Annotated in this window: 25 protein-coding genes; 11 read left to right on the forward strand and 14 right to left on the reverse strand. The window is 73.3% G+C overall.

Going from position 1 to position 26898, the window contains the following annotated elements; translation table 11 throughout:
• Positions 1-150 precede the first annotated feature (150 nt).
• Complete coding sequence (locus tag SVTN_RS01815; protein ID WP_218922674.1) at positions 151-1731, reverse strand: DUF1349 domain-containing protein; 1581 nt, start codon at positions 1729-1731, stop codon at positions 151-153.
• A 112-nt stretch (positions 1732-1843) separates the two neighbouring features.
• Here SVTN_RS01815 and SVTN_RS01820 point away from each other — a divergent pair, with 112 nt between their 5' ends.
• Together SVTN_RS01820 and SVTN_RS01825 are read left to right on the forward strand one after the other, a co-directional pair.
• Positions 1844-3034: a sensor histidine kinase gene (locus SVTN_RS01820; RefSeq protein WP_041127499.1), complete on the forward strand. Its 1191-nt coding sequence runs from the start codon at positions 1844-1846 to the stop codon at positions 3032-3034.
• Complete coding sequence (locus SVTN_RS01825; protein WP_041127500.1) at positions 3031-3702, forward strand: response regulator transcription factor; 672 nt, start codon at positions 3031-3033, stop codon at positions 3700-3702. Before SVTN_RS01820 ends, SVTN_RS01825 begins: the two co-directional genes overlap by 4 nt.
• A 56-nt stretch (positions 3703-3758) precedes the next feature.
• Here SVTN_RS01825 and SVTN_RS01830 read toward each other — a convergent pair whose 3' ends face one another.
• On the reverse strand, positions 3759-4259 hold the full coding sequence (locus SVTN_RS01830) for a MarR family winged helix-turn-helix transcriptional regulator (protein ID WP_041127501.1): 501 nt from the start codon (positions 4257-4259) through the stop codon (positions 3759-3761).
• 39 nt (positions 4260-4298) lie between these two features.
• On the opposite strand from SVTN_RS01830, the gene SVTN_RS01835 reads away from it, so the two are divergent.
• Positions 4299-5570, forward strand: a complete 1272-nt coding sequence (locus SVTN_RS01835) for an MFS transporter (RefSeq protein ID WP_052498855.1) — start codon at positions 4299-4301, stop codon at positions 5568-5570.
• Positions 5571-5887: 317 nt separating this feature from the next.
• The gene (locus SVTN_RS01840; protein ID WP_052498856.1) at positions 5888-6595 is read left to right on the forward strand and encodes a Type 1 glutamine amidotransferase-like domain-containing protein; all 708 of its coding nucleotides are present in this window, start codon (positions 5888-5890) and stop codon (positions 6593-6595) included.
• Between the two features lie 18 nt (positions 6596-6613).
• On the opposite strand, the gene SVTN_RS01845 is transcribed toward SVTN_RS01840, so the two are convergent.
• The 6 genes from SVTN_RS01845 to SVTN_RS01870 form a co-directional block, all read right to left on the reverse strand.
• Complete coding sequence (locus SVTN_RS01845; RefSeq protein WP_245727415.1) at positions 6614-7219, reverse strand: hypothetical protein; 606 nt, start codon at positions 7217-7219, stop codon at positions 6614-6616.
• The gene (locus tag SVTN_RS01850; protein WP_041127502.1) at positions 7216-8859 is read right to left on the reverse strand and encodes a serine/threonine-protein kinase; all 1644 of its coding nucleotides are present in this window, start codon (positions 8857-8859) and stop codon (positions 7216-7218) included. Before SVTN_RS01850 ends, SVTN_RS01845 begins: the two co-directional genes overlap by 4 nt.
• Positions 8860-9011: 152 nt before the next feature.
• Positions 9012-10211: a S8 family peptidase gene (locus tag SVTN_RS01855; RefSeq protein ID WP_041127503.1), complete on the reverse strand. Its 1200-nt coding sequence runs from the start codon at positions 10209-10211 to the stop codon at positions 9012-9014.
• 220 nt (positions 10212-10431) lie between these two features.
• Entirely contained in the window at positions 10432-11577 is a 1146-nt protein-coding gene (locus tag SVTN_RS01860; RefSeq protein ID WP_041127504.1) for an RNA polymerase sigma factor, read from the reverse strand.
• A gap of 8 nt (positions 11578-11585) precedes the next feature.
• Entirely contained in the window at positions 11586-11993 is a 408-nt protein-coding gene (locus tag SVTN_RS01865; RefSeq protein WP_041127505.1) for a YciI family protein, read from the reverse strand.
• A gap of 207 nt (positions 11994-12200) precedes the next feature.
• The gene (locus SVTN_RS01870) at positions 12201-13208 is read right to left on the reverse strand and encodes a LacI family DNA-binding transcriptional regulator (protein WP_052498857.1); all 1008 of its coding nucleotides are present in this window, start codon (positions 13206-13208) and stop codon (positions 12201-12203) included.
• 114 nt (positions 13209-13322) lie between these two features.
• On the opposite strand from SVTN_RS01870, the gene SVTN_RS01875 reads away from it, so the two are divergent.
• The 4 genes from SVTN_RS01875 to SVTN_RS01890 are packed head-to-tail and all read left to right on the forward strand — an operon-like array spanning position 13323 to position 16843.
• Positions 13323-14213, forward strand: coding sequence for an ABC transporter substrate-binding protein (locus SVTN_RS01875; protein ID WP_041127506.1), 891 nt, complete (start codon positions 13323-13325; stop codon positions 14211-14213).
• Positions 14210-15301 (forward strand): amino acid ABC transporter permease, encoded by a 1092-nt coding sequence (locus SVTN_RS45100; RefSeq protein ID WP_218922675.1) that lies wholly within the window; start codon positions 14210-14212, stop codon positions 15299-15301. The genes SVTN_RS01875 and SVTN_RS45100 overlap by 4 nt, the downstream gene beginning before the upstream one ends.
• Position 15302: 1 nt before the next feature.
• A complete protein-coding gene (locus SVTN_RS01885; RefSeq protein WP_041127507.1) occupies positions 15303-16046 on the forward strand; it encodes an amino acid ABC transporter ATP-binding protein in 744 nt (247 codons plus the stop codon).
• Positions 16043-16843, forward strand: a complete 801-nt coding sequence (locus SVTN_RS01890) for a type 1 glutamine amidotransferase (RefSeq protein WP_052498858.1) — start codon at positions 16043-16045, stop codon at positions 16841-16843. The genes SVTN_RS01885 and SVTN_RS01890 overlap by 4 nt, the downstream gene beginning before the upstream one ends.
• Positions 16844-16970: 127 nt before the next feature.
• Here the strand turns inward: SVTN_RS01890 and SVTN_RS01895 are convergent, their stop codons facing one another.
• Positions 16971-18950, reverse strand: coding sequence for an ATP-binding protein (locus SVTN_RS01895; protein ID WP_052499598.1), 1980 nt, complete (start codon positions 18948-18950; stop codon positions 16971-16973).
• A 476-nt stretch (positions 18951-19426) separates the two neighbouring features.
• On the opposite strand from SVTN_RS01895, the gene SVTN_RS01900 reads away from it, so the two are divergent.
• Positions 19427-20380, forward strand: a complete 954-nt coding sequence (locus SVTN_RS01900) for a terpene synthase family protein (RefSeq protein ID WP_052498859.1) — start codon at positions 19427-19429, stop codon at positions 20378-20380.
• Positions 20381-20444: 64 nt separating this feature from the next.
• Here the strand turns inward: SVTN_RS01900 and SVTN_RS01905 are convergent, their stop codons facing one another.
• A complete protein-coding gene (locus tag SVTN_RS01905; RefSeq protein WP_041127508.1) occupies positions 20445-21368 on the reverse strand; it encodes a quinone oxidoreductase family protein in 924 nt (307 codons plus the stop codon).
• A gap of 116 nt (positions 21369-21484) precedes the next feature.
• Here SVTN_RS01905 and SVTN_RS01910 point away from each other — a divergent pair, with 116 nt between their 5' ends.
• Positions 21485-21928: a MarR family winged helix-turn-helix transcriptional regulator gene (locus tag SVTN_RS01910; protein WP_041127509.1), complete on the forward strand. Its 444-nt coding sequence runs from the start codon at positions 21485-21487 to the stop codon at positions 21926-21928.
• A 43-nt stretch (positions 21929-21971) separates the two neighbouring features.
• On the opposite strand, the gene SVTN_RS01915 is transcribed toward SVTN_RS01910, so the two are convergent.
• Positions 21972-22544: a TetR/AcrR family transcriptional regulator gene (locus tag SVTN_RS01915; RefSeq protein ID WP_041127510.1), complete on the reverse strand. Its 573-nt coding sequence runs from the start codon at positions 22542-22544 to the stop codon at positions 21972-21974.
• 250 nt (positions 22545-22794) lie between these two features.
• Here SVTN_RS01915 and SVTN_RS01920 point away from each other — a divergent pair, with 250 nt between their 5' ends.
• Positions 22795-23805: a zinc-dependent alcohol dehydrogenase family protein gene (locus tag SVTN_RS01920; protein ID WP_041127511.1), complete on the forward strand. Its 1011-nt coding sequence runs from the start codon at positions 22795-22797 to the stop codon at positions 23803-23805.
• A 4-nt stretch (positions 23806-23809) separates the two neighbouring features.
• On the opposite strand, the gene SVTN_RS01925 is transcribed toward SVTN_RS01920, so the two are convergent.
• The 3 genes from SVTN_RS01925 to SVTN_RS01935 all read right to left on the reverse strand — a co-directional run bounded on the left by SVTN_RS01925 (position 23810) and on the right by SVTN_RS01935 (position 26892).
• Positions 23810-24601 (reverse strand): bestrophin-like domain, encoded by a 792-nt coding sequence (locus tag SVTN_RS01925; RefSeq protein WP_041127512.1) that lies wholly within the window; start codon positions 24599-24601, stop codon positions 23810-23812.
• 250 nt (positions 24602-24851) lie between these two features.
• On the reverse strand, positions 24852-25592 hold the full coding sequence (locus SVTN_RS01930; protein ID WP_052498860.1) for a 4'-phosphopantetheinyl transferase family protein: 741 nt from the start codon (positions 25590-25592) through the stop codon (positions 24852-24854).
• Between the two features lie 7 nt (positions 25593-25599).
• The gene (locus tag SVTN_RS01935; RefSeq protein WP_041127513.1) at positions 25600-26892 is read right to left on the reverse strand and encodes an MFS transporter; all 1293 of its coding nucleotides are present in this window, start codon (positions 26890-26892) and stop codon (positions 25600-25602) included.
• Positions 26893-26898 lie beyond the last annotated feature (6 nt).

The raw sequence follows: 26898 nt of genomic DNA on the forward strand, positions 1-26898 counted from the left end.
GTCCGGCGGGGCGAAGACGCCCGCGTCCTCCGAGATCAGAGATGGCGGCGGCGTCACTTGTGTTTTCGGAAGGAAGTAGCCGCAGCCGAGCGCATCGGAGGCGCGGTCGCTCCGCCAACGTACAAGATCCGCCGCGCCGCACACCACCGATTAACGCGGGTCCTGGCTCCGTAGTCCGCTCGCCTCCGGCAGCCGGCCGGGGCCCGTCCGACCCTGATCCGCCGGACGGGCCCTCAGGGCGAGGCCGAGCAGCAGCACCGCGTACGCGCTCAGTACGCCGACTCCGGCCCACCAGGGAAGGGGGAAGTAGCCGGTGGAGGGCGCGTAGTGGGCGAGCACCTGCGGATGGGCGACGAGGGACTGCTGCGTGGCGAAGCCGGCGGCCGGGGTGACACGCAGGAGCCACTGCGAAGGGCCGTCGGCGAGCAGCGGGAAGGAGGTCACCACGTAGGGGAGGGCGATGGCCAGAACGGCGACGGGGATCGCGGCCCGGGCGCGGCGCAGCAGGGCGCCGAGCGCGAGGGCGAGCACGGCGGCGAGGGCGAGCGCGGCGGCCGTGCCGACGACGATCCGTGTCCCGGTGAGCGCGGACACCCCCGGGACGGGGATGCCGTTCCCCTTCAGGATCGTCACGCCGACGGGTATCACGATGCCGATGGCGAGGAGACCTGTCACGAACGTGACGGCCCCGACGACGATCGCCTTCGCCGCGAGCTCCGCGCGGGTGACCGGCGCGCCGCCCGTGGCTTCGCGGCGGTACGCGGTGGTGGCGAACCGTACCGCGACCACGAGCACGATGAGCAGGGCGAGGGCCAGGCCGCCGAGGGTGCGTTCCACGGGCCGGGCGCCGTCCTCGGCGCCCGCCGGACCGATGTCGCCGGATCCGGTGACGGTGACCGTCCCGTTCTTCTCCACCGCGCCGGAGGCCTGGACCTGCTTCTCCCAGTCGGTCCGGTTCGCCTCTCCGACGGTGTCGCTCCGCCAGCCCGCGGCGGCGGCCGTGCCCTTGAGGCCGACGTGGTCGAAGACGCCGGCGGCCTGGGTCCAGCGCACCTGTTCCGTGGCGCCGCCGAGGCCGACGCGCCGCAGGGTCAGGTCGCCGGGAGAGGTGGCGAAGAGGCCGACCTGCACGGTGCCGGTCAGCCCCGTCAGGCGTGCCGTGCCGACCTTCGTCCACCGCGCGCCGTCGGCGGACTCGTGGCCGGTGACGGTGTCTCCCGACCGGGTCAGCCGCAGCCAGCGCGGGGTCCGGGCCGAGACCTCGCCGCCGTTGCCGCCGCTTCCGGCGATGTCGTGGAGGTAGTCGTACTGCATGCGCACGCCGTGGCCGCCGGTGACCATCAGCGCCGCGTACGAGGAGCCCTGGCGGACCCCGTCCTTGATGATGATCCCGGCCTTCGCCCAGGGCACGAGGCCGGGGACGATCTGGTCGTGGTGGGGCGGCGGGTAGGTGATCGTGCCCGACATGGACGTCATGCGGACCGTGATGCTGCCGTTCTCGCCCAGTTCCTGGTGCAGGTAGGAGAACTGGTCGTTGACGAGGGAGCCGTCCGGCCCGGTCGGATCGGCGGGGCACGGGCCGTCGCAGGACGCGTGGTTGCCCGACGCGTAGAGCAGGCCGAGGGCGATGACGGCCAGCATCGCCGCCGCCATGGCGATCAGCCGGCCCGGGCGGCGGAAGGCGGTCCACTCCCGGCGGACCGCGTGGAGTACTGCGTGGGTCGAAGACATGACCACGGTTGTACGCAGGACACCATGACGTGGCCCGAACCGTGCCTGTCACTTCGCTGTTAGGTGCGGCGGGGCATGCTGGGTCCGGTCGGACACGCGCGGGAAGGGGAGCATGGGCATGCTGCGGGGCGGAACTGTCGGACGGCGCTTCACGATCCTGTACGCCGCGGGGTTCCTCGGCTCCGGGATCGTGCTGCTCGCCCTGACCTACCTGATGTCCGGTGCCCGGCTGTCCGCGCCCGCGCCCGGAATCACCCCCGCGCCCGCCCCCAGCGGCTCGTCCGAACTCGTCGCCGCCCAGCAGCAGATCCGGGATCTGCAGAGGCAACTCGCGGACGTGCACGGGCAGCAGGAGCACCGGCTCGCCCTCGCCTCGCTCATCGCGCTGGTGGTGACGGCGGGCCTCTCGCTCCTCCTCGGCCGCCTCCTGGCCCGTCGGGTCCTGCGCCCGCTGCGGCTCATCACCGCGGCGACGCGGCGGATCTCCGCGGAGAACCTGCACGAGCGGCTCGCCGTGACCGGCCCCGCCGACGAGGTCAAGGAGCTCGCCGACACCGTCGACGGCCTCCTCGAACGTCTTGAGGCCTCCTTCGTCGCGCAGCGCCGCTTCGTCGGCAACGCCTCGCACGAGCTGCGTACGCCGCTGGCGACGATTCGGGCGTCGCTGGACGTGGCCGTCGCCAAACCGGAGCCCTCGGCGCAGGCCCTCGCGCTCGCCGGCCGGGTGCGGACCGAACTGGACCGCGTGGACCACCTGCTCGACGGTTTCCTCGTCCTCGCCCGCGCGCAGCACGGTGACCTCTCCGACCGGACCCTCGTGTCACTGGGCGAGCTGGCCCGGGAGGCGCTGGGCGACCGGGCCCCCGACCTCGCCGTGAAGTCCCTGGCCCTCGACACCGAGATGGGGCCGGCGTCCTGGACGCGGGGCAGCGCGGTGCTGCTGTCCCGGATGGTGCGGAACGTCGTCGACAACGCGATCGTGCACAACCAGGAGAACGGCTGGATCCGGGTCGCCACCGACGGCGACGGATCCGAGGCGCGTCTGGTCGTCGAGACCGGCGGGGCCGTCCTGGACCAGGACCAGGTGGACCGGCTCGGGCAGCCGTTCGAGCGGCTCGGCGTCGCCCGTACGGGACCGGAGGGGAGTTCGGGCCTGGGCCTGTCGATCGTGGCCGCGATCGTCGCCGCGCACGGCGGCCGACTCGTCCTCCTGGCCCGTCCGGAGGGTGGTCTGCGGGTCGCGGTGACGCTGCCGGCGGCGGCCCCGGAAGCCGAGGCGCTGCAGGCGGGGGTACGGGCATGAGGATCCTGGTCGTGGAGGACGCGCGGTCGCTCGCCGAGGTCGTCGCCGAGGGACTGCGGGATCAGGGGATGGCCGTCGACCTCGCGCACGACGGCCTGGAGGCCGCCGCGAAGCTCGATGTGAACGCGTACGAGGTGGTGGTCCTCGACCGGGATCTGCCCGGCATCCACGGCGACGTGCTCTGCCAGATGATCACCGGGCGGGACGACCGTCCGATGGTCCTGATGCTGACCGCGGCCGGGGCGCCCGGCGACCGGGTCAGCGGGCTCACCCTCGGAGCCGACGACTACCTCGCCAAGCCCTTCCACTTCCCCGAACTCGTCCTGCGCGTCCGGGGCCTGGCCCGCCGCAGGCCGTCGGCCCGGGCCCGTACGCTGCGCGCCGCCGGTCTCGAACTCGACCCGGTACGTCGTACGGCTCTCCGGGACGGCCGTCCGCTCGCCCTGTCCGTCAAGGAGTTCGCCGTCCTGGAGGCGCTCCTGCGCGCGAGTCCCGGGTTCCTGAGCGCCGAGGAGCTGCTCGAGCAGGTGTGGGACGAGAACGCCGATCCGTTCACCAACACCGTGACGGTCACGATCGGCCGCTTGCGCCGCAAGCTGGGCGGCCCGCCGGTCATCACGACGACACCCGGGGTGGGCTACCGCATCGCGGACGCTCCGGACGGCTGACGGGGCGCCGGCGTCGTCAGACCGTCGGCCCCGGCAGAGGCCCGCTCGGGCGAATCTCAGTCGTCGCTCGCCGTCAGGGTGAGGGCGAGTCGCTCCAACAGGTCGGCGAGGTGCGCCTGTTCGTCCCCGCCGAGGCCGGCGAGCAGTCGGCGCTGGTTGTCCAGGTGGACGGCGATGAGCTCGTCGGTCAGGGCGACGCCTTCGGGGGTGAGGCTGATGAGGCGGCCGCGCGAGTCGGTCTCGTCGACGGTCCTGGCGACCAGGCCGCGGGCTTCGAGCCGGTCGACGCGTTTGGTGATCGCGCCGGTGGTGACGAGGACGGTACGGCTGAGCTCGCCCGCGGACAGGGCGTAGGGCTCGCCCGCCCGTCGCAGCGCGGCGAGCAGGTCGAAGTCCCCGCTTCCCAGGCCCGCGGCGGCGAAGGGCGGGCGCAGTCGCTGGTCGAGCGTGTGGGTGAGCCGGAAGAGCCGGCCGATCACGAGCATCGGCGACGCGTCCAGATCGGGCCGCTCTCGTTTCCACTGGTCGACGATGGCTGCGATGGCGTCGGGCTGCATCTCTTCACTCTATCTTCCACGGATGATAAATTATCTTCCGTGGAAGATACCCGTGTCGCCGAGGCCGCCCCGCCGGCCGTCCACCCCTCCGCCGCCGAAGTCCCCGCCCGCCGCCGCCTCATCGCCTCAAGCCTGGCCACCTCGATCGGCGACGGCATCTACGTGCCGCTGACCATGCTGTTCATCCATGGACTCACGGGTCTGTCCCTCACGTCGATCGGCACGGGACTCACGGTCGCCGGGCTCAGCGCGCTCGCCTTCATGCCCGCCGCGGGCATCCTCATCGACCGCTTCGGCGGCCGCCGCGTCCTCATCGGTGTCCTCGCGCTGCGCGCGATCGGCTTCGCCACGTACCCGTTCGCCGACTCCTACCCCGCCTTCCTGACGATCGCCCTGGTGGTGGCGGTGGGGATGTGGGCGTCCTCGCCGAGCCAGCAGTCGCTCATCGGCGACCTCGCCCGAGGCGCCGAGCGGGACCGGCTCCTGGCGTGGGACCGCAGCCTGCGCAACGCCGGCATGGGATGCGGCAGCCTGGCCGCGGCCGGCATGCTCGCGTGGAACGGAACCACCGGCTTCATCGTCGCCGCCGAGTCCCTGGCCGCCGTCTTCGCCGTCGCGGCCGTCCTGGTGGCCCGGATACCCCAGCCGGTCCGCACCGTCACCAAGCGGCCGGACACCCGCGGCGGATACCGCCAGGTGCTCGCCGACCGCCCCTACCTCCTCATCACGACGGCCAACTTCCTCATCGCCTTCGGCTACACCGCCCAGGCCATGGCCCTGCCGGTCTTCCTCACCCGCGACGTCGCCCTGCCCGACGCCCTGGCCGGGGCCGTCTTCGCGGTCAACACCGTGCTGGTCGCCGCCCTCGGCGTCCCCGCCGCCCGGCTCACCTCGCGCGGCAGACGCACCCGTACGGCCGCACTGGGCGCGGCCACCTTCGCGCTCTCGTTCGCCGCCTTCGCCGCCCTCCCCCGGCTGGTCTCCGGCGCGGACGCCCTCGTCGCCGTCCTGGCGGTCGCCGCGCTCTACACCGCCGGCGAACTCGTCCACTCCGCGCCCGCGCAGAGCCTGTCCGTCCAAGCCGCCCCCGACCACCTGCGGGGCCGCTACCTGTCGGTCCACCAGCTGTCCTGGTCGGTCTGCCGCACCATCGCGCCACTGCTCCTGGGATTCCTGCTCGACGCGGGACCGTGGCACCTGTGGACGGTGCTCGCCCTCCTGGTCCTGACCGGCGCGGCGATCCTCCTGTGCGCCGAACGGTCGCTCCCGGCCCACGCGAACCTCCCCGGCACTCGTACGTCGACGATGTGAGGGGGACTCACCAACCGTCCTTCCTACGGGTGAGCGGGCCCTTTCGGCACCGCGCTGCCCACGCACTCGTACGGGTGAACCTGACGCTTCCGTCGTAGTCGCCGGTCCGCCCCTCCCCGAGCACGACAGACCTGACCTGACCTGCTGTCATGCCGCCATGCATCCCATGCGGAGGTCGGCTGTTCCGCATGACGACAGGGAAGGACGCGTACACGTGGTGGAGCCCTCTGGACTCCGGCACGGCCCTTGTACCGACGGTCCGTCCAGGGGAAGGATCGACCGGATACATGACGTCCGAGCCATGAAGGAGGCACCCCGTGGCTGCCGTTCCCGAGCGTCGGCTGGCTCTTCTCGGTGGCGGTTTCTCCACCGACGACGGTCTGCTGGACGACTGGGTGCTCGGTCAGGTGCGCGCCGCACGGCCCAGGGTCTGCTTCGTCCCCACGGCCAGCGGTGACGCCCCCGGCTACGTCGAGCAGTTCCTCGCCGCGTACCGGTCGCGCAGTTGTGAAGCCAGCGTCCTCCCTCTGTTCCGGCGCGAGCTCGATGACGACGCCCTGCGCGCGTTCCTGCTGTCTCAGGACGTCGTGTACGTGGGCGGGGGCAATACCGCGAACCTGCTGGCGGTGTGGCGGGCGCACGGCGTGGACCGCCTGCTGCGCGAGGCCTACGAGCGGGGGACTCTGCTGTGCGGGATCAGCGCCGGCGCCAACTGCTGGGCCGAGGGCTCGCACACCGACTCCTTCGGGCCGCTCACTCATCTGTCCGACGGCCTTGGCCTGCTGCCCGGCTCGGTCTGTCCCCACTACGACAGTGAGCCGGGACGGCGGGCCTCCTATCGGGCGGCCGTGGCGGCCGGCTCGCTCGCCGCCGGCTGGGCGGTGGAGGACGGCGTCGGCGCCCTCTTCACCGGCGGTCTGCTGACGGACGCCGTGAGCCGCACCCCTCGGGCCCGGCTGTTCCGGGTGGAGCCGGACGAGGACGGCGGAGTCAGCGAACGGGCCCTGGCCTGTCGGCCCCTCTGAGCCGGTGATGCGCCGGACTCACTCGCAGCGGTACGTGAACGTGCCCTCGGCCGTGCGGGTGGTGGGGGACGTGACCACGAGGCGCGCCACGGCATGGTGGGTGCCTCGGCCCTGGAAGGTCCACAGGAGGTGGAGTCGGGCCTCCTTCTGGTCGCGGGTCACCGTCTCGCGCAGGGGCGCGGAGCGGGTGCCGTCGCTGCGTTCCCAGTGGTACGTGAGGGTGCCGGGGCGGCCGTCGGTGCGTACGACGCCCACCACGTTCGCCGTGGCGTCGCAGCCGAGCGGCGCTTCGGGGGCGGTGACCGCGATGTCCTGGACCGAGACCCGGGGGCCGTACTCGCGCCACGCGAGCCAGGCCAGGACGAGGAGCAGGATCACGGCGGCCGGCACGTACCGGAGCGGCCTGCGGGAGCGGGGCCGACGGGGTGGCGGGGCGCCGGGGAGGGTGCCGTGCCAGATCTGGACCGCCGTCGGGGTGTTCGCGGCGCGTCGGGCGGCGGCCGCGGTCACCCCCGGGCCGAAGCGCAGGACTTCGCCCTCCACGCGGTCGGGCGTCGGGTCCGGCGTGGGGCCCTCGAACCAGTGGCTGCCCAGTTCGGTGGCGCTGTAGTCGTCGTCGTTCACGTGATCACACACCGCCTGATGAAGATCTGCTGGAGGGAACCGCCGTTCGCGGCGGCCGGGTCCGTGGTCGCGCGCACTCCCCAGTAGCAGCCGCCGCCCTGGACCGTGTGCGGGAGCGTCAGGGTGTAGTGGTCCGCTCCTTCGCGCCGCAGGGTCTCGGAGCCGTCCGGTGTGCCCGGCGAGCCCTTCTCGTCGCTGGTGAACCACTCGACGAGGAGTGTCAGCGGCCCCGTTCCGTCCGTCGTGATCTCGACGGTGGCCTCGGCGTCCGTCGGCCCGGTCTGGCGCAGGCTCGTGACGGAGACGTCCGTGACCGAGACGGGCGGCGTCGTCGGGGGCGTGGTCGGCGGGGTGGTGGGGGGAGTCGTGGGCGGGGACGTCGGCTCGGTCGTGGTGGGTGTGGGTGGCGGTGTCGTGGTGGGTGGTGCGGTGGTGGGTGCGGCCGTCGTGGCGCTCGGCGGCGGGGCTTCGGGGGTGTCCGGTGAGGCGGAGGGCTCCTGGGTCGTCGGGGGCGACGTCGGGGATGCGCTCGGAGTCGGGGTCGAAGTCAGTGGGCTCGCGCTCGGTGACGTGTTCGTCGTCGCGAAGGCCTGCGCGGCCTCGTCCCCGTCCGCCTCTCCCCCGGCCCGTGCGGCGAGGGCGAGCAGCAGCGCCAGGAGGAGCGCGGCCGCGCCCGCCGGCAGTCCCTGGGGGAGCCTCCGGCGGAGGCGCCGCGCGGGCGGTTCGGGCAGGGTCGTCGTGGCGAGTGCGGTCGTGCCCTGGGCCGTACCGCCGGAGGAGGGGAAGAGCAGCGGCAGCAGGGCGGCGAGGGCCGCGAGGCGGCCCCTTCCCCGCTCCTCCCAGTCCGGTCCGTACGCGGCCGTGGCGACCGACTCCAGTTCGCTGACGAACGCGTCGGCGTTCTCCGGCCGCTCGTGCGGGGCCTTGGCGAGGCCCCGGCGGATGAGCGGGCGCAGCGGCTCCGGCGCCTGTCCGTCGGGGACGGGCGCCTCCAGGTGCTGGAGGGCGAGTTCGGCGAAGTTGTCCCCCGCGAAGGGCTTGCGGCCGGTCAGGCACTCGAAGAAGGTCGCGGTCGCCGCGTAGACGTCGGCCGCGGGCGAGGCGGGGGCGCCGTTCCACTGCTCGGGCGCCATGTAGGCGGGCGTTCCGGCGATGCCGGGTCTGCTGTCGCGTCCGGCCGCGATCCCGAAGTCGACGAGCTTGGACGATCCGTCGGCGGCGACGAGGACGTTCTCGGGCTTGTAGTCGCGGTGGACGACGCCCGCCCGGTGGGCGGCGGCGAGGCCGAGGAGCGAGCCCTTGAGGGCCGCGAGGGCGGCCTCGGGGCCGGTCGAGCCCTCCCGGGCGAGGAGGGCGCGCAGGGCGACGCCGTCCACCAGCTCCATGACGATGGCCGCTCCCCGCGGCGCCTCGACGTACTCGTGGAGCCCGACGACGTACGGGCTGTCGAGAGCGCCGAGGAGCCGGGCCTCGGAGCGGAACCCGCGGACGAACGACTCGTCGGAACGCAGCCGCTCGCTCAGGTACTTCACGGCCACCGGCACGCCGGTCGCGTCGTGGACGGCCAGCGCCACGCGTCCGCTGCCGCCCGCGCCCAGCTCCCGGGACTCCGTGTATCCCGGGACGACCCATGCGCTCATCCCCGTTCCCCCCTCGGCGCCGTGGCAGCCCTCCTCCACAGGGACAGATTCTCGCCACGGCCGGTTCCCGGCGATAGGGGGAAAGAGGAAAAAGGGGACGGCCCCCCACATTCGTGGAGGGCCGTCCGGTGTGCGGTGCAGCTCACAGCGCCTTACGGCGTCACCTTCAGCAGCTTGTTCGCCGTGCCGGAGGAGGGGTTCTTGATGGCGTCGGGCGTGGCCGCCCCGGTCAGTGCGGCGGCCGTGTCGGCGGGCGTCGCCGACGGGTGGGCCGCCAGGTAGAGGGCGGCGGCGCCCGTCACGTGCGGTGTGGCCATGGACGTGCCGGAGATCGTCTTGGTGCCGGTGTCGCTGTCGTTCCAGTCCGACGTGATGTCCGAGCCGGGGGCGTACAGGTCCACCACCGCACCGAAGTTGGAGAAGTCCGACTGCTCGTCGTCCTTGGTGCTGGAGGCCACGGTGAGGGCCTCGGGCACCCGGGCCGGCGAGCCCTGGCCCGCGTCGGAGGACTCGTTGCCCGCCGCGACCGCGAAGGTCACGCCGGAGGCGATGGCGCGCTGGACCGCGGCGTCGAGCGCCTCGTCGGCGCCGCCGTCGAGGCTCATGTTCGCGACGGAGGGGCCTGAGTGGTTCTTCGTCACCCAGTCGATGCCCGCCACGACCTGCTCGGTGGTGCCGGAGCCGTTGTCGTCGAGGACCCGCACGGCGACGATCTTCGCCTTCTTGGCGACGCCGTGGGAGGTGCCGGCGATGGTGCCCGCGACGTGGGTGCCGTGGCCGTTGCCGTCGTCGGCCGAGTCGTCGTTGTCCACGGCGTCGAAGCCGTGGGTGGCCCGGCCGCCGAAGTCCTGGTGCGTGATCCGGACGCCGGTGTCGATGACGTACGCGGTGACGCCCTCTCCCCCGCCGTCGGGATAGGTGTACTTGTCGTCTCCGGCCGTCTCGGTCTGGTCGATCCGGTCCAGGCCCCAGGACGGGGGCTTCTCCTGCGTCTCCTTGATGCTGAAGCGCTTGTTCTGGACGACCGTGTCGACGGCGGGGTCGGCGGCGAGCCGCTTGGCCTCCTCGACGGTCAGGCCCGATGCCGAGAAGCCGTTGACCTTCGAGCCGTAGGAGCGCTGGAGGGTGCCGCCGTACTTCTTCGCGAGCTCCGCCTTGTTCGCGGATGCGTCGAGGATGACGACGAAGCTGCCGGCGACGGCGCCCGGGGCGCCGAGTCCGTGCACGGTGCCCTCGGCCGGGGCGGCCGCCCCGGCGAGATTGCCCGCGAGCAGCGCCGCGGTGGCGGCGCCTGCTACTCCTGCGGCTATGGCCGCGTTGCGAAGTCCGCGGGATCGCTTGTGAGTTGCCATGAAAAGGGATCTCTCCTCGTGTTGACGTGTGGGGCGTCAAACGTTCGAGAGAACCCTGTGCGGATTGGCAGGAGCAAATCAAGTGCGAACCAGGGGTAAGGGGTTCTTCAACAAGGTTTCTGAATAAGCCCTCCGCATCGCCTCCACGACGCACACGTCCCGTCGCCAACTCCTCCGTGAAACGGGCACGTTCAGCGCCGCCCCCGGGGCGGACGGGGAGTCAGTGACGCAAGCGGGTGTTGAGGCGGGCGGCCCGGCGGGTCAGGTGGTCGCGTTCCAGGGTGTCGGTCGCCTTCTTCGCCGCCTCGGCGTACAACCGCGCCGCCGTCGCGAGATCGCCGGCGCGTTCATGGAGGTACGCCGCCACCGCCGTGTACCGGGGCAGGGAGTCGTCGAGCTCCGCGAGCGCCGCCAGGCCGGCGCGCGGTCCGTCGGCCTCGCCGACGGCGACCGCGCGGTTGAGCCGGACGACCGGACTGTCCGTCAGGCGCGTGAGCTCGTCGTACCACTCGACGATCTGCACCCAGTCGGTCTCCTCTGCCGTGGGGGCGTCGGCGTGGAGCGCCGCCACGGCGGCCTGCGCCTGGAACTCGCCGAGGCGGTCGCGGGCGAGGGCCGCCTGCAGGATCTCGACGCCCTCGGCGATCGCCCGGGTGTCCCACCGGCCGCGGTCCTGCTCCGCGAGCGGCACCAGGCTGCCGTCGGGCGCGGTCCGGGCGGCGCGCCGGGCGTGGTGGAGCAGCATGAGGGCGAGGAGCCCCGCCACCTCGGGGTGGTCGATGGCGGCCGCGAGCTGCCGGGTGAGCCGGATGGCCTCGGCGGAGAGGTCGACGTCTCCGGAGTAGCCCTCGTTGAAGACCAGGTAGAGGACGCGGAGCACGGTGGCGACGTCGCCAGGGCGGTCGAAACGTACGCCGGAGACCGTGCGCTTGGCCCGGCTGATCCGCTGCGCCATGGTCGCCTCGGGCACCAGGTAGGCCTGGGCGATCTGGCGGGTGGTCAGGCCGCCGACGGCGCGCAGCGTGAGCGCGACCGCCGACGAGGGCGTCAGGGACGGATGGGCGCAGAGGAAGTACAGCTGGAGCGTGTCGTCCACCGCGGGCGCGGGCCCGGGCGCGGGTTCCTCGTCGACGAGGTCCTCGCGCCGGCGCCGGGCGGTGTCCGCGCGGGCCGCGTCCAGGAACTTGCGCCAGGCGACGGTGACCAGCCAGCCCTTCGCGTCCCGCGGAGGATCGGTCGGCCAGACGCGGACGGCCTCCACCAGGGCGTCCTGCACGGCGTCCTCGGCCGCCGCGAAGTCGGCTCCGCGGCGGACGAGGACGGTGAGGACGCTCGGCGTGAGGCTTCGGAGCAGGGCCTCGTCCATGGGTGTGGTCACTCCGTGATGACGGGCGGCGCGGCCATGAGCGGGCGCAGTTCGAGCCACTCGTGGATCGGCTTCCCGCCGGCCCCGGGGGCGGCCGAGAGCTCCCCGGCGAGCTCCAGAGCGCGCTCGTAGTTGTCGACGTCGATCACCATCCAGCCGGCGATGAGGTCCTTGGTCTCGGCGAACGGGCCGTCGGTGACCGGCGGGCGGCCCTCGCCGTCGTAGCGGACCCAGACCCCCTCGGGGGCGAGCCCCTGGGCGTCGACGAACTCGCCGGTCTTCTCCAGCTTGGCGGCGAAGTCGTGCATGTACTGCACGTGGGCCGAGATCTCCTCGGGCGTCCACTGGTCCATGGGCACGAAGCCCTCCGGGCACGGGGCGCCACGGTAGTGCTTCAGCATCAGGTACTTGGCCATGATGTTCTCCTCGGTCCTTGTGCGGCCCATTCTGGTCGCTCTCACGCCGGGGACGGAGCAGGCCACGGGTTCTCGACATCGCCGCCGGATTTTTTTCCGGCTTTCTCGACGGGTCCCGTGCCGGCTTCCTCGGCCTGCCCCGTGTGCCGGCTTCCTCGGCGTGCCCCCTGCCGGCTTCCTCGACACGCGCCCCGTCTGTCCGCCTCCTCAACGCGCTCCGTCCGTCGACTCCCGGACCGTGAGCCGTACGGGAACGGTGACCGACGTCGGCGTGGGTTCGCCGCGCAGGCGGCGGATCAGCAGGTCGGCCATCTGCATGCCGGACTCGCGGGCGCCGAGGCTGAGCGTGGTGACGGGCAGACCCCCGAAGTCGCTGTACGGGCCCGCCGCCGCGGAGGAGAGGAGGAGGTCGCCGGGGATGCTCAGGCCCAGGCGTCGGCAGGCGCTGATGACGGCCAGGCCGTAGGTCTCGTTGATGCAGTGGACGGCGTCCGGGCGCTCGTCCGCCGACAGGAGCCGGTCCGCCGCGTCGGCCGCGGTGTCGCCTCCCTTCGGGGCCTCGACGACGGGCCGCACGCCGTGCTCGGCGCACCACTGGCGGTAGAGCTCCTGACAGTCGACGGTGTAGCTGTCGGTGGGGGCCCCGCTGAGCAGGGCGATGCGGCGGGCGCCCTGTGCGTGCAGGTGGTCCAGGACCGCCCGCATGCCCGTCTCCCGGTCGGAGTTGACCCACGGGAAGTCGGAGTCGTCGAGCGGGCGTCCGGAAGTGACGGCGTCGAGCCCTCGGCGTCGGCAGTCGGCCAGGAGCGGGTCGTCACGCTGGGGGTCGACGACGAGGACGCCGTCCATGGGGACGCGGCTCCAGGTGCCCAGGCCCTCCCCGACGGGTACGACGACGAGCGCGTGCCCGTACTCGACGGCCTTCAGCGTCGCTCCGGCGATCGCCTCGGTGTAGAAGGGGCCGTACGTCGCCTCCCACGGCTCGCTGGCCATGTGGCGGATGACGACGCCGATGACGCCGACGCGGCCGGTGACGAGGCCGCGCGCGATGGGGTCGGGGCTGTAGCCGAGCCGGGCGGCGATCTCCTGGACCCGCCTGCGGGTCTCCTGGGCCACCTCGCCCTTGCCGTTGAGGGCGTGGGAGACGGTGGTCATCGAGACGCCTGCCGCCTCGGCGATCTCCCGGATGCCCGGACCCTTCTTCCTCCGGCTCATTCGACTCCCCCATTGACACTCCGAAAACGTTTTGGAACCATCCTAGCGCACCGACCCAAAACGATTTGGGTCCTGCTTGTGGGGATTCCTGCCACCATCTCCTTCGGAGTGCACATGCACCGCATCACCAGATCCACCACCCTCGCCCTGTGCGGAGTGCTGCTCGCCGCCACGACGGCCTGCGGATCGAACGACGCTCCCGGTTCCGCCTCCAAGAACGGCTCCGCGTACGGAGACTGCGAGGTGTCCGGGAAGCGCGGCGAGTTCAAGCTCACCCCGGCGACGGCCGGCGCCCTCACCGTCGAGACCAACCTGCCCGCGCCGGGCTGGTGGAACGGCGACACGCCGCAGACCGTCAAGAGCGGCTACGAGTACTGCATGGCCGCCAACATCGCCCACCGCGCGGGCCTGGACCGGGTGAACGTGAAGAACGTGTCGTTCGACGCGCTGGTCGCCGGCAAGACCAAGGACTTCGACCTGGCCCTCCTGGAGATCACGATCACCGAGGAGCGCAAGAAGGTCGTCGACTTCTCCCCGCCGTACTTCTCCGCCGACCAGGGCGTGTTGGTCAAGGCGGGATCGAAGGTCGACGCCCGCAGCATCCGCGACGCCCGCATAGGCGTCTCCCTGGGCACCACCGGCGCGCTGTTCGTCCAGGAGCAGTTGAAGCCGTCCCACCCGGCCAAGGTGTTCCAGAGCAACCAGGACATGGTCGCCGCCCTCGCCGCCGGCCAGGTCGACGCCGTCGTCGCCGACGCCTCCATCCTGCTGGCCCAGGCCAAGCAGACCGGCGGCGTGCTGAAGGTCGTCGGCCAGTACGACACCGGCGAGACCTACGGCGCCCTCTACCCGAAGGGCTCCGCGAACCGGGCGACGCTGGACCGGATCATCCGGCAGATGGCCGCCGACGGCACCCTCGACCGTCTCGCCAGGACCCACCTCGCCGAGGCCTTCGGCACCGACCCGACCAAGGTTCCGCACTTCACCCTCGGGGCCGCGTCGTGATCGACACGCACGCCCCCCGTACGGTCGCGGCCAAGGGCGCGCCCGGCCGGCCTCCCGCGCCCTCGTGGCCCCTCGCGGTCGCCGCGCTCCTCGCCGCGACCGCGACGACCGCGCTGACCTGGCTCTGTCTGTACGGAGCCGGGCCGGCGGTCGACGGACCGTGGACCGCGCTGCTGTGGACGGCGGCGGCCGCCGTCCTCGCGGTGTTCTCCCCCGCCGTTCTGGCCGCCGTCCGCGCCCGCCGGGCCGGCCTCGCCCAGGGGGCCGGCGACCTGGTGACCGCCCGCCGGCTGTCCGCCGGCTCCCGCGCCTCGGCACGGCTGACCGCCGGACTGTGCCTCGCCGTCCTCGTCCTCGCGGGCACGCTCACGTTCGTGACGGCGAACGACGCGGCCGTGCAGAAGACGTTCCTGCAGACCGCCCTGATGTCGCAGAGCGCCGCCGAGATCACCCGTGCCTTCGGCACCAACGTCATCATCTTCATGGCCACGCAGGCGCTCGTCATGGTCCTCGGGCTCGTCCTCGCCCTGGCCCGGATCGCCCCCGGCGCGGCGGGACGCCCCCTGCGCTGGCTCGCCGTCGCCTACATCGACATGTTCCGCGCCATGCCCGCGATCATCGTCATCTACCTCGTCGGCTTCGGTCTGCCGCTGACCGGTTTCCCCGGCCTGGCCGGCCTCAGCCCCACCAGCTACGCGGTCCTGGCCCTGACCCTCACCTACGGCGCGTACACCGCCGAGGTGTACCGGGCCGGCATCGAGGGCGTCCACCGCAGCCAGGTCGCGGCCGCCCGCTCGCTCGGCTTCGGCTACGCCCGGACCATGCGGTACGTGGTCCTCCCCCAGGCCGGACGCCGCATCGTGCCGCCGATGCTCAACAACTTCATCGGCCTGCAGAAGGACACCGCCCTCGTCGGCGTCATCGGCACCATCGACGTCTTCACCCAGGCCAAGATCTACTCGGCGAACCAGTTCAACCTCTCCGCCGTGACCGTGGTCGCCGCCCTGTTCATCGTCATCACCATCCCGCAGGCCCGCCTCGCCGACTACCTCGTCGCCCGCGACCAGCGCCGCGCGCAAGGAGCCTGACATGGCGTTCATCGACATCACCGGCGTCCGCAAGAGCTACGGCGAGCACGAGGTCCTCAAGGGCGTCGACCTCTCCGTGGACCAGCACGAGGTCGTCTGCCTCATCGGTGCCTCGGGAAGCGGCAAGTCCACCCTGCTGCGCTGCGTCAACGCCCTCGAGGACATCAGTGCCGGCAGCATCAGCATCGACGGCGACGTCGTCTCCGGGCCCGGTGTCGACGTCGACGCGCTCCGCCGCGACGTCGGCATGGTCTTCCAGAGCTACAACCTCTTCCCCCACATGAGCGTCCTGCGCAACATCACGCTCGGCCCCGTCGAACTCGCGGGCCGGTCCCGGGAGGAGGCCGAGCAGCACGCGCTGGAGCTGCTCGACCGGATCGGACTCGCGGCGAAGGCCGGCAGCTATCCGGACGGCCTGTCCGGCGGGCAGCAGCAGCGCGTCGCCATCGTCCGCGCGATGGCCATGCGGCCCCGCGTCCTGCTCCTCGACGAGATCACCGCCGCCCTCGACCCCGAACTCGTCGCCGAAGTCCTCGGCATCGTCCGCGATCTGGCCGCCGACGGCATGACGATGCTGCTCGCCACCCACGAGATGGCCTTCGCCCGGGAGGTGTCGAGCAAGGTGTGCTTCCTCCACCAGGGCGTCCTGCTCGAACAGGGCCCACCCGAACAGATCTTCACCGACCCCCGCGAGGAACGCACCCGCGCCTTCCTCTCCAGCGTCATCGAGGCAGGCCGCCTGTGACCCACGAACCCCGGCCGGACGCCCCCCTCGTCCTGGTCGTCCAGCACGAGTCGGAATGCCCCGCGGGACTGTGGGGGACGTGGCTGACCGAAACGGGCCTCCGCCTGCACACCGTCCACCCCTATCTCGACGGGCCCCTTCCCGGCTCCCTCGCCCCGTACGACGGTCTCCTCGTGCTCGGCGGTTCTCCTGGCCCTCTGGAGGACGACCGCCATCCCTGGCTGCCGGCGGCGCGCGCCCTGCTGCGCGAGGGCGTCGAGCGTGAGACCCCCACGTTCGGGATATGCCTGGGTGCCGAACTGATGGCCGCCGAACTCGGCGGGGCCGTCGAGCGCCGCGCCACCCCACAGGTCGGCGTCCACGACCTCGCGCTCCTGCCCGCGGCGGCCGACGACCCCGTCTTCTCCACGCTGAGCGCCGGCCCGCCCGCCGTCCTGTGGCACCAGGAGGAGATGACCGTCCTGCCGCCCGGCGCCGTGCACCTCATCGGCGGCACCGACGCGCCCCACCAGGCGTTCCGGCTCGGCCGCCGGGCCTGGGGCACCCAGTTCCACCCCGAGGCGACCCCGGCGATCGTCTCCCTGTGGAGCCGCGACAGCGCCATGCTGCGCCGCAGCGGCCTCGGCCCGGCCGCGATCGCCGAGCAGCTCCAGGCGCGCCACGCGGACGCCGCCCGCGCCTGGCGGACCGTCGCCCACCGCTGGGCCGCCCTCGTCCACGACGCGCACGCCCGACGATATGCAGCGGGCTCCGCCGATCCCGTACGCGAGGAGCTCCTCGTCCGCGACACGGACTGACATCCGCGCGAGGCGGCCGAGGCACACCCGCGACGCCGGCACGGGCCGGGCCGAACGGAACAGGGCGGCCATCGCGGGAACACCCCGGTGGCCGCCCTGCCCTGGAGCCTGGGCGGACGCGGTGGTCTCACCGCTGCGCCAGGCTCGCCGTCGCCGGTGGGGTCGGTGCTCCGCCGCGGGGCACGGGGACAGGCGGGCGAGGGTGCGGCATCGGCGCTCCGGCCGCGGTCGCGGCGAGGTCCAGGGCGGTGAGGAGGAGACGCAGGGCCCGGTGGGCCTGCGGGGCGTCGAGCCGGGCTTCGAGGTCCGCCAGGGCGCGGCAGGCGCGGTGCCGGGCGCGGCCGGTGCGCCCGGCCCGGTGGTCGGCGAAGGCGCGGGCGTAGTGGGCGAGGGCCGTGGCCCAGACGTCGTTCGCGCAGTCCGCCTGGGCGAGGGCGCGGCGGGCGGTGCGGGCCGCCGCCGCGGGGGCGCGGTGGGCCTGGACGACGGCCAGGGCGGCCAGACTGACGGCGGGTGACGGACCTCCGGGGGCGCCGCCAGGTGTCGTGTCCGCCGCCTGACGGTAGTACGCGGCGGCCGATTCGGGGTCCTGGCGCTGCCACGCCAGGGTGCCGTGCACATGGGCGATGCGGCCGAGGAGGGCGTCGTCGCCGGCGAGGACGGCCGCCGGCCAGGCGAGGGACAGCAGGTGGTGCGCCGTGCCGGGCTCCCGTGCCGCGCCGAGCCAGGCGGCGAGCCATCGGCCCTGCGCCAGGAGCGGGCTGTCGGCGGGCAGCCGGGGCAGCAGTGCGCGCAGGTGGTCGCTGCCCTCTCGGGCGTGGTCGTGGACCGCCCACCAGAACCAGAGGTGCAGCACGGTCTCCAGGGCCGTCTCGGCGTGACCGGTCCCGTCCCCGGCGCGGTGCACGAGGGCCATCAGGTCGTCGTGTTCGTCCTGGACGGTCTGGAGCGCCTGGCGCTGGAGGCCGGTGTTCCACAGGGTCTCGGCGACGGCCGCCGCGCGGCGGAAGTGGACGGCGTGCCGGTCCCGCGTGACCGGCCGTTCGCCCGCCGCCGCGAGCCGTTCCGCACCGAAGTCGCGGGCGGCCCGGGCCATGCGGTAGCGGGACGGGCACACCGCGCCCGCTTCCCCGAGGACCTGGAGCACGCCCGTGGCGCTCAGCGTCGCCAGGGCGGGAGGCACCTCGTGGGGTGCGAGGTCGGAGCCCGAGCACACGAACACCGCCGCCGCCTCCGTGAAGGGCCCGGCGAAGACACTGAGTCGGCGCCAGACCCTGCGCTCCGCCGGTTCGCACAGGGCGTGGACGGCCCCGATGGAGGTGCGCAGCGTGCGGTGCCGCAGGAGGAGCGGGTCCGGGTCGGCCAGCCGGCACTGGCCGGATTCGAGGTGGGCGGCGAGCTCCGCCATCGTCCACTCCCCCAGTCGGCCCGCGGCCAGTTCGAGGGCCAGGGGAACGCCCTCCAGGAGGCGGCACACCCGGGCCACGGCCGCCGGATCGGGCTCTTCGCCCCATCCGCGCTCCCGCGCCCGGGAGACCAGGAGTTCCGCGGCGGGGGACGGTCCCGCCTGGCCCGGTGGCGCCTCCACCGGCAGGGGCCCCAGCCTGATCGTCCGCTCGTCGCCGAGCCCGAGCGGCCGCCGCGCGGTCACCAGAACCCGTACCGCCGACCGGTCCATCAGCAGCGTCTGGACGAGGCCGATGCATTCGGTGTGCACGGGATCGACATCGTCCAGGAAGAGCAGCACCTCATCGGCCGGGAGGGCGGGAGCGGGCGCGGCGAGGTCCGTGTGCGCCGGATCCCAGGACAGGCCGGCGCCGTGCAGGGCCCTGACGACCCGCGCCGTCAACGCCCGGCGCCCCACGGGGATCCCGTCGTGCCACCGCACCCGGACCACCGTCCGTCCGAGGCCGTCGAGGGGGGCCGTGACGGCGGCCAGGGCCAGTCGGCTCTTCCCCGTTCCGGCCGCTCCGGTCACGGTGACCAGCCGGTGGCCGGCCACGGCGTCCCGGAGCGCGGCGAGCTCCCCGTCACGTCCGACCAGGGCGTGACCGTCCCGGAAGCAGTCCACGAACCGGGCATCGTGTCCCTCGTCCCGATTCCACATCTCCGGCACCGTGCACCATCCAGATCTTCGCTCTCGCCATCGACCCACCAAGATCGGGAGTCGATACAGAACCCGCAGGTCCCGGATGCAGAACCGTCACTGCACCGGGCGTCACGGCAACCCCAACGCGCCGCCCCGTCCATGGGTGGCGCGGACGGGGGACGAACCACCCGCCGCAACGAACGATGGAACGCGTGACCGACCAGGACGCCACGGCCGGTCGGGGCCGGAAAGTCACGGCCGGCCGGCACCGGAAAACCGCGCTCGAACCGGGTCGCAGCCCCCCGGCGCCGCAGGCCGCAGCCATCCGGTGCCGCAGGCCGCAGCCGCCTGGTACTGATCGATCCGGACGTAACGATTCCGTTGGCTTGAAAGTAATCTCCTTGACGTTCCTGGCAGTTGATGATCAATTCAAGTAATCTTCGACCGCGCCGGGGGCGTCACGGGATGACCCGGGCTCAGAACCTGGGGGGCCAGTGTCCAACGCGACCACGCTCGACCTGCCGTTTCCGCCTCGCAGCAACCCGAACCAGGCATCCGTCGCGCCGCTCCACCGGGACTGGCTCCTCCGCCACGAGGGACTCGCCGCCACCATCGCCCTGCCGGCGTACGACAAGTGGGACGTGCCCCGTCTCGCCGCGTTCACCAGCCCGGACTCCCCCACCGAAGAGCTCGCCCTCGCCGCGGACCTGCTCAGCTTCTACTTCCTCTTCGACGACCGGTTCGACTCGGACCTCGGCCGGTCCCCGGCGCAAGTGGCGGATATATGCACCCGCCTGACGGACCTTCTGCACGGGGGCGGCCCCGCGCCCGGCGACCGCACCCCCGTCGAGCAGGCCTTCGCCGACCTCTGGGAGCGCAGCGCGCGCGGCATGTCGGCCCGATGGCGGGCCCGGTCCACCTACCACTGGGAGTGGTACTTCGCGTGCCACCCCGCCGAGGCCGCCGGCCGGCTCTCCGGCCGCCTCCCGGACCGGGAGGGCTATCTGGCGCTCCGCCGGGGCACGGCCGCCATGGAGACCCTCTTCGACATGGTCGAGCGGCTCAACCGCTTCGAGCTGCCGCAGGAAGTGCTGCACCATCCGGCCTTCCGCCGGATGCGCCAACTGGCCGCCGACATACCCTCGTTCACCAACGACGTGCACTCGTACGCCCAGGAGCTCGCCCGCGGCGACGTGGCCAACCTGGTGATGATCGTCCGCGAAGAACGCGGCGGGTCCCCCGAGGAGGCGGCCGTCCAGGTGATGCGTGAGGCCCAGACGATGGTGGACCGCTTCGTGGAGCTGTCGTCCGAGGTCCCCGAGATCTGCGACCTCCTCGGTCTCGCCCCGGCCGCCCGGGAGGCGGCCAGCCGGTACGTCGACGGCCTCGCCGCCTGGATCGCCGGCTACCACCGCTGGGAGATCGACACGGGCCGCTACGACCACTGATCCGCGTGCAGCAGCCGGCGGGTTCGGCCCGCCCGTCGCGCGCAGGCGGCGCACCCGCACGCCCTCAGGGGATCAGTACGACCTTGCCGAGGTTGCTGCGGGACTCGACGATCTCGTGGGCGCGCGCCGCCTCGGCGAGCGGGATCGTGGCGGAGACGCGGGGGCGGAGCGTGTGGTCGCGGTGGAGTTCCCACAGTTCGTCGAGCCAGCGCGCGTACACCTCGGGCTCGCCCCGGGCGATGGCCGCCATCTGGAAGCCGATGACGGAGGCGCCCCGGACCAGCAGTTCGTACGCGTCGATCGTGCCGCCGCCCGAACTGAAGGCGACCAGGCGGCCGCCGGGGGCGAGGGCGCGCACCGCGGGCCCGAGGAGTTCTCCGCCGACCCCGTCGACGACGATGTCGACCGGTTCGCCCCAGGACTCGTCCCCGTAGAGCACGACCTCGTCGGCACCGAGGGCGCGTACGAACTCCGCCTTGTCCGCGCTGCTGACGGCCGCGACAACGCGGGAGGCCCCGCCCGCCCTGGCGTACTGGAGGGCGAGGGTGCCGACCGCGCTGGCCGCCGCGGTGACCATGACGGCGTCGCCGGGGCGGGGGCGTCCGGCCTCGTAGGCACCGCGCGCCACCAGGCCGCTGCGGACCAGGGCCACGGCGTCGACGGCGGTCGCCCGGTCGGGGATGCGGGAGGCCATCGTCTGGTGGACGAGGGCCAGTTCGGCGTACGCGTGGGAGAAGCAGAGGCCGGTGACGCGGTCGCCCACGGAGAAGCCGGTGACGTCCGTGCCGACGACGGCGACGGTGCCCGCCACCTCGCCGCCGAGCGGCATCGGCTCGACGCCCTCGCGCACCTTCCGTACGGCGGGCAGGGTGACGCCGACCGCTTCGCTGCGGACCAGCAGCTCACCCGGACCGGGCTGCGGCTCGGGGACCTCCTCGACGAAGAGGACCTCAGGGCCGCCGTTGACCTCGTAGCGGACACGACGCATGGACACCTCCGGATGCAGTACGGACACGGAATCGATGAATCATTGGGAGTCCCAACGAATAACACCGTAGAGGCAGATCGTTGGGAAGTCCAATGAATTCGGGATAGTCTGCGTCCATGACCCCCACCGAAGGCCCGCACGCCCTGACACACATCCAGTCCCTGCCGAGCTGGCTGGTCGGCCGCGTGGCGGCGCGCGGCCGGGGCCTGGTCGCCGAGGCGATCGCCGAGGAAGGGCTGAAACTCCCGCAGCACGCCGTGCTCGCGGCGGTGTCCGAGTACGGCCCGGTCGCCCAGGCCGATCTGGTGCGCCGACTGGGCTTCGACGCGAAGGACGTGGTCCTCCTGCTCAACCAGCTGGAGGAGGCCGGCCTTGCGCTACGGGAACCCGATCCGCGGGACCGCCGCAAGAACGCGGTGACGGTGACGCCGGCGGGCGCACGCACACTGGAGCGGTGCGCGGAGCTGACCGAACGGGCCAACTCCGCACTCCTCGCACCGCTCAGCGCGGCGGAGGCCCGGCAGCTGATGGAGCTCCTGACCCGGGTGCACGAGGCCTAGCACCGCCCCGGGGGCCATCCGACCCCGATCCGCCGGACAGGCCCTACGCGAGGCCGGCGTCGATGATGTGCTCGGCGAGGTCCCGGGCCGCGGCGGCGGGCTCGACGCCGGGGCGGGTCGCGCCGACGGCGAGGAGGCCGTCGACGAGGATCAGCATCTGGTCGGCGGCGAAGCCGGGCCGCGCGTGCCCGAGGGCGAGGAACTCGTCCGTGAACAGGCCGTGGAGGGTGCGCCGGTACGCCCTGGTGACCTCGTGGCCGGGGTGCTCCGGGTCCGTGAGCGCGAGGTCGGCGGCGAGGTACCGGCACCCGTGGAAGTCCGGGTCGGCGGCGATGAGGCCGAGCCGGTCGACGACGGCGAGGAGCCGGGCCCGGGGATCCTCCCCCGCCGCGTCCATGGTGGAGCGGTATCGCTCCACGTCCTCGGCGGTGCTGCGGCGCAGCACCTCGGCGATGAGGCCGTCCTTGCCGCCGAAGTGCTCGTACAGCGAACGGCGGGCGACACCGGCCCCCTTGAGCAGGGCGTCCACGCCGACGCCGACGCCCTGACTGTAGGTCAACTCCTGGGCGGCGAGCAGGAGTCGCTCGCGGGGGCCCGGCTTCACGGAAGTGCTCATGCCGCGATTCTGCAGCACTTGACACGGTAGATCAACCGGTCTATCTATCTACCTCATAGACCGAACGGTCTATCTCTTCCGAGGAGGCGCCAATGTCCGTACGCACCACCTCCGAAGTCATCGACCGTTTCAACCGCGCGTTCACCGACCGCGAGGCCGGCCTCCTGTCCGCCGAGGCCGCCGAGGCCGCCGACGCGTGATGCCCGGCGGAACGGCCCACCCCACCCACCTCTGACGAAGGGCACGACCGATGCGGAGCTACCACCTGTCCCACAGCGGGGCCGGACTGCCCGGCCTCACCGTCCGCGAGCACGACGTCCCCACGCCCGGCCCCGGCCAGGCCCTGGTGGCCGTGCGCGCGACGTCCCTCAGCTTCCGCGAGCTCAGCGTGCTCGACGGGACCTATGTCCTCCCGGTGAAGCCGGACGTCGTCCCCGTCTCCGACGGGGCCGGTGAAGTCGTCGAGGTCGGCCCGGGCGTCGACTCGGTACGCGTCGGGGACCGCGTCGCCGCCACGCTCTTCCCGTCCTGGCAGGACGGCCCGTTCACCGTCGAGCACGTCGCGCAGCGCGGCGGCTCGCTGGACGGCATGCTCACCGAGTACGCCGTGGCCGACGCGGACTCGCTCGTGACCGTACCCGCGCACCTCACGTACGCGGAGGCCGCCACCCTCCCCTGTGTCGCGGTGACGGCGTGGAACGCGCTGACCGGCGACGGAACCGGGGTCCGCCCCGGCGACACCGTGGTCGTGCAGGGCTCCGGCGGCGTCTCCCTCTTCGCGCTCCAGTTCGCGAAGGCGCTCGGCGCGCGCGTGATCGCCACGACCAGCAGCCCCGCCAAGGCGGCGCGCCTGCGCGAGCTCGGCGCCGACGCCGTCGTCGACTACGCGGCCACCCCCGACTGGGCCGGCGAGGTCCGCGCCCTCACCGACGGCCGGGGTGCCGACCGTGTCGTCGACGTCGCCGGACTCCTCCACGAGTCCGTCCGCGCCATCACCCTGGGCGGCACCGTCGTGTGCGTCGGCTTCACCGGCAGGACCGCCCCGCCGCTCGACCCGCACGCCCTCTTCGCCTCCGGTGCCACGATCCGCAGCGTGGCGGTCGGCAGCCGCGCCCAGTTCACCGCGATGAACGCCTTCGTCGAGGAGCACGGACTGCGGCCCGTCGTCGACCGCGTCTTCCCCTTCGACCGGGCCGTCGACGCCTACCGCCACTACGCCGCCGGAACCTCCTTCGGCAAAGTGGTCATCGACCACTCCTGACCGCTCATTGCTCCCAGTACTGGGCGAGGGCCCCCTCCCGGTACGGAGCCGGGCTCACGCTCAGGTCGCCGGCGAAGGGGCGGTCGAGGACGAAGACAAGGAGCAGGCTGAAGCCGATGAGGGCGGCGACCGAGGCGACGAAGAGGAGCTGGATCCGGAGCTTGCGCATGCCGTAGAGGAAGGTGAGCGGGACGAGGACGATCGCGCCGCCGAAGGCCAGAACCTGGAGCAGGGGCGGCAGTTCCTGCTCGGCCATGTTCAGGCGGGCGCGGCGCTGGGCGGCCACGTCGTTGAGGTGGGTGACGGCCTCCTCGTAGAAGACCTCTTCGCGCGGGGACTTCGGGTCGTACGCCTGGAGGACGTCGAAGGCGGACCTGAGGTGCCCCTCGGTGGCCCCGTAGCTCGGCTGTCCGGCGCGCATGCGGGGCCACTGGTCCTCGACGACCGCGTGGACGTAGCCGCTGAGCGCCGTGTCGAGGTCGGAGCGGACGGCCGGCGGGAAGGCGGCGGCGTCGCGGGCGATGAGCGCGGCGTCGGTGGCCTCGCTGGCGACGATCGTCTGCGTGCTGTCCAGCTGGGTCCAGAGGGTGACGATGACGAACGCGAGGATGATCCCGTAGATCGCGCCGAACATCCCCAGCGTCACCCCGACCATGTCGTTGTGCTCCCCCCGGGCCAGCGACGGGTACCTGCGGCGGAGCAGCACACTGCCGGCGACGGCGAGGAGGACGGTCCCGCCGACGGTGACGACGGCCAGGGTGAAGGTGCTGAAGTGATTGAGGAGCCAGAGCGACATGTGCGGGGAGTCTAGGTGCGCCGCGCGGCCGTTCCGGCCCCGTGGCGGCGATCACGGTGAATGATCACTCGCTCGTGTCGGCGATGGAACACGCTGCCGCCACGTCGTGCCCGTGACCTCCACCCGGTCGGCGCCGCCCCGGGGCGGCGCGTCCGGCCCCGGGGACTTCCCGGGGCCGGCGTCGCCGCGTCGGAGTATCTCCCCGCCGCGGCCGAGGAGGAGCCCCGCACCGGAGGAGGCGGCACGCTCCTCACCGGCGGAGCGCCACGGCGGCGTGGTGGCCGGCGGGGACGGAGACGTCGGCGAGGAGCCATCCGGGCGGTGCCGAGGGGAGCGGGCCGGCGCCCACGTACTCGGCGGACGGATCGGCGCCCAGGCCCGTGCCGATCCCTTTCAGATAGGCCTCCTTCCTCGTCCACACCCTGGCGAACGCCGCGGGACGGAGGGCCGGGGCGAGGGCGGCGAGCTCCGCCGACTCGGCCGGGTGGAGGACCTCCGACGCCTCCGCGACCGTGTGCGGCGCCGGCACCCGCTCGATGTCCACGCCGACGGGGGTGGACGCCACGGCGATCAGACTCAGTCCCTCGCAGTGGGAGAGCGAGAAGTGCAGCCGCCCGTCGGGCAGTACGGGGCGCCCGTGCGGCTCGCCGCAGCACGGGCACGGCGCCCGGGCCACCGACACGGTGCGGGGCGCGACGCCCAGGTGGGCGCCGAGCAGACGGCGCAGCCCGACGTGCGCGCACAGGTAGGTGGCGCGGTCGCCGGAGCGGCGGAACTCCTCGGCGCGGGCCAGTTCCTCGGTGGCCAGGACGAGGGGCGCGTACCGGGTGACGGTGTCCTGGTGGGCTTCGGTGGCCACCAGCCACAGCTGCGGGCGGACCGGGCGCAGCCCGGGCAGGCGCGGCAGGGCGGCGGTCAGGGGCGGGAGTGACGCGGGGATCAGCGGGCCGGCCGGAGGAGCCTCCGGCGGCGGGGCAACCAGCGGGATCATGTCTGCCTCACACGGACGTGGCGGTGGGCTCCGGTGCGGTACGGGTACGGGCGTCGGCGCGCGGCGTGGCGGTGGCCGCCCCACCGCGCAGGGCGACGGCCGCGGCGACCGGGGAGAGGAGGGCGAGGCCCGCGCACAGCAGCCAGGTCCCGGTCACCCCGAGGGAGAGCGAGACGGGGCTGAACACCGCCAGGGACAGCGGCGCCGCGCCGATGCCGGAGAGCGCGAAGGTGGACATCGCGGCGCCCATCCGCCCCTCGGGAACGGCCTGTTGGTAGGCGGTGACCAGGGCGGGACCGTTGAGGCCGGAGAGCAGGCCGACGACGCCGGCCGTGGCGGCCAGGACGACGGCCGAGGGGACGAGGGCCATGGCGGCCATGCCGGCCGCGAGACCGACACCGGTCACCACGAGCTTGGTGTGCGCCGGGATGCGGTGGGCGAGGGCCGCGCCCAGGGCGGCGGAGGCCAGCGCACCGGCGCCGAAGACGGACAGGACCATGGCGACGGCGCCGACGCCCCAGCCCTCGTCGGCGGCCCGCAGGGGCAGGGCGACCTCGGCCGGCCACAGGAACGCCAGGTCCATGCAGAAGCAGGCGACGAACATCCACCGCAGGCGCGGGTGCGCGGCGAGGAGACGGAAGCCGTCGCCGGAGCGGCGCAGCAGCGAGGGCCCCTGCGGAGCCCGCTCGGGCCTGGTCATACCGTGGGTGACGTGGGCGGCGCAGGCCAGCCAGACGGCGCAGCCGACGGCCGCTGCCGTCATGGCCACGGGCAGGCCGCCGACGACCACCAGCCAGGCGCCGAGGGGCGAGCCCGCGATGGGGGCGAGGCGCAGCACCATGGAGAAGAGGGAGTTGGCGCGGCCGAGCTGCTCCTGGGGGGCGAGGCGGGGCAGCAGGACCCCGGAGGCGGGGCCGGTGAGGCCGAGCAGGACGCCGTCGACGAGGGCGACGGCGATCAGCGGCCACAGGGACTCGGTGGTGGCGGTCACCGCCACTCCGGCCGCGAGGACGAGGACGCGGACGCTCGTCGCGCGGAGCAGAACGGCGCGGGGGCCGAGCGCGTCGGCGAGCGCTCCTCCGAAGAGGAGGAGCAGGGCGCGCGGCAGGGTGGCGGAGAGGGTGACGTACGTGACGGCTTCGCGGCCGCCGAGCTGGACGGCCGTCCAGCTCATGGCGATCAGGAGGGCGAAGCTGCCCGCCTGGACGGCGGCCTGGCCGATGACGAGACTGCTGACGCGACGCCAGTCGACGGCGGACGCTTCGCCTGCCGGTGCGCCGGCTGCGGGGGTCGTTCCCATGGGGTC

Source organism: Streptomyces vietnamensis (assembly GCF_000830005.1).
Taxonomy (GTDB): Bacteria; Actinomycetota; Actinomycetes; order Streptomycetales; family Streptomycetaceae; genus Streptomyces; species Streptomyces vietnamensis.

What these genes read in the sequence shown, in the direction of transcription:
- SVTN_RS01850 (WP_041127502.1), bottom strand. Translation starts at nt 8,859, where the DNA reads ATGAGCGCATGGGTCGTCCCGGGATACACGGAGTCCCGGGAGCTGGGC.
- SVTN_RS01825 (WP_041127500.1), top strand. Translation starts at nt 3,031, where the DNA reads ATGAGGATCCTGGTCGTGGAGGACGCGCGGTCGCTCGCCGAGGTCGTC.
- SVTN_RS01820 (WP_041127499.1), top strand. Translation starts at nt 1,844, where the DNA reads ATGGGCATGCTGCGGGGCGGAACTGTCGGACGGCGCTTCACGATCCTG.
- SVTN_RS01855 (WP_041127503.1), bottom strand. Translation starts at nt 10,211, where the DNA reads ATGGCAACTCACAAGCGATCCCGCGGACTTCGCAACGCGGCCATAGCC.
- SVTN_RS01860 (WP_041127504.1), bottom strand. Translation starts at nt 11,577, where the DNA reads ATGGACGAGGCCCTGCTCCGAAGCCTCACGCCGAGCGTCCTCACCGTC.
- SVTN_RS01865 (WP_041127505.1), bottom strand. Translation starts at nt 11,993, where the DNA reads ATGGCCAAGTACCTGATGCTGAAGCACTACCGTGGCGCCCCGTGCCCG.
- SVTN_RS01815 (WP_218922674.1), bottom strand. Translation starts at nt 1,731, where the DNA reads ATGTCTTCGACCCACGCAGTACTCCACGCGGTCCGCCGGGAGTGGACC.
- SVTN_RS01875 (WP_041127506.1), top strand. Translation starts at nt 13,323, where the DNA reads ATGCACCGCATCACCAGATCCACCACCCTCGCCCTGTGCGGAGTGCTG.
- SVTN_RS01930 (WP_052498860.1), bottom strand. Translation starts at nt 25,592, where the DNA reads ATGATCCCGCTGGTTGCCCCGCCGCCGGAGGCTCCTCCGGCCGGCCCG.
- SVTN_RS01910 (WP_041127509.1), top strand. Translation starts at nt 21,485, where the DNA reads ATGACCCCCACCGAAGGCCCGCACGCCCTGACACACATCCAGTCCCTG.
- SVTN_RS01895 (WP_052499598.1), bottom strand. Translation starts at nt 18,950, where the DNA reads ATGTGGAATCGGGACGAGGGACACGATGCCCGGTTCGTGGACTGCTTC.
- SVTN_RS01870 (WP_052498857.1), bottom strand. Translation starts at nt 13,208, where the DNA reads ATGAGCCGGAGGAAGAAGGGTCCGGGCATCCGGGAGATCGCCGAGGCG.
- SVTN_RS01830 (WP_041127501.1), bottom strand. Translation starts at nt 4,259, where the DNA reads ATGCAGCCCGACGCCATCGCAGCCATCGTCGACCAGTGGAAACGAGAG.
- SVTN_RS01915 (WP_041127510.1), bottom strand. Translation starts at nt 22,544, where the DNA reads ATGAGCACTTCCGTGAAGCCGGGCCCCCGCGAGCGACTCCTGCTCGCC.
- SVTN_RS01935 (WP_041127513.1), bottom strand. Translation starts at nt 26,892, where the DNA reads ATGGGAACGACCCCCGCAGCCGGCGCACCGGCAGGCGAAGCGTCCGCC.
- SVTN_RS01885 (WP_041127507.1), top strand. Translation starts at nt 15,303, where the DNA reads ATGGCGTTCATCGACATCACCGGCGTCCGCAAGAGCTACGGCGAGCAC.
- SVTN_RS01905 (WP_041127508.1), bottom strand. Translation starts at nt 21,368, where the DNA reads ATGCGTCGTGTCCGCTACGAGGTCAACGGCGGCCCTGAGGTCCTCTTC.
- SVTN_RS01925 (WP_041127512.1), bottom strand. Translation starts at nt 24,601, where the DNA reads ATGTCGCTCTGGCTCCTCAATCACTTCAGCACCTTCACCCTGGCCGTC.
- SVTN_RS01920 (WP_041127511.1), top strand. Translation starts at nt 22,795, where the DNA reads ATGCGGAGCTACCACCTGTCCCACAGCGGGGCCGGACTGCCCGGCCTC.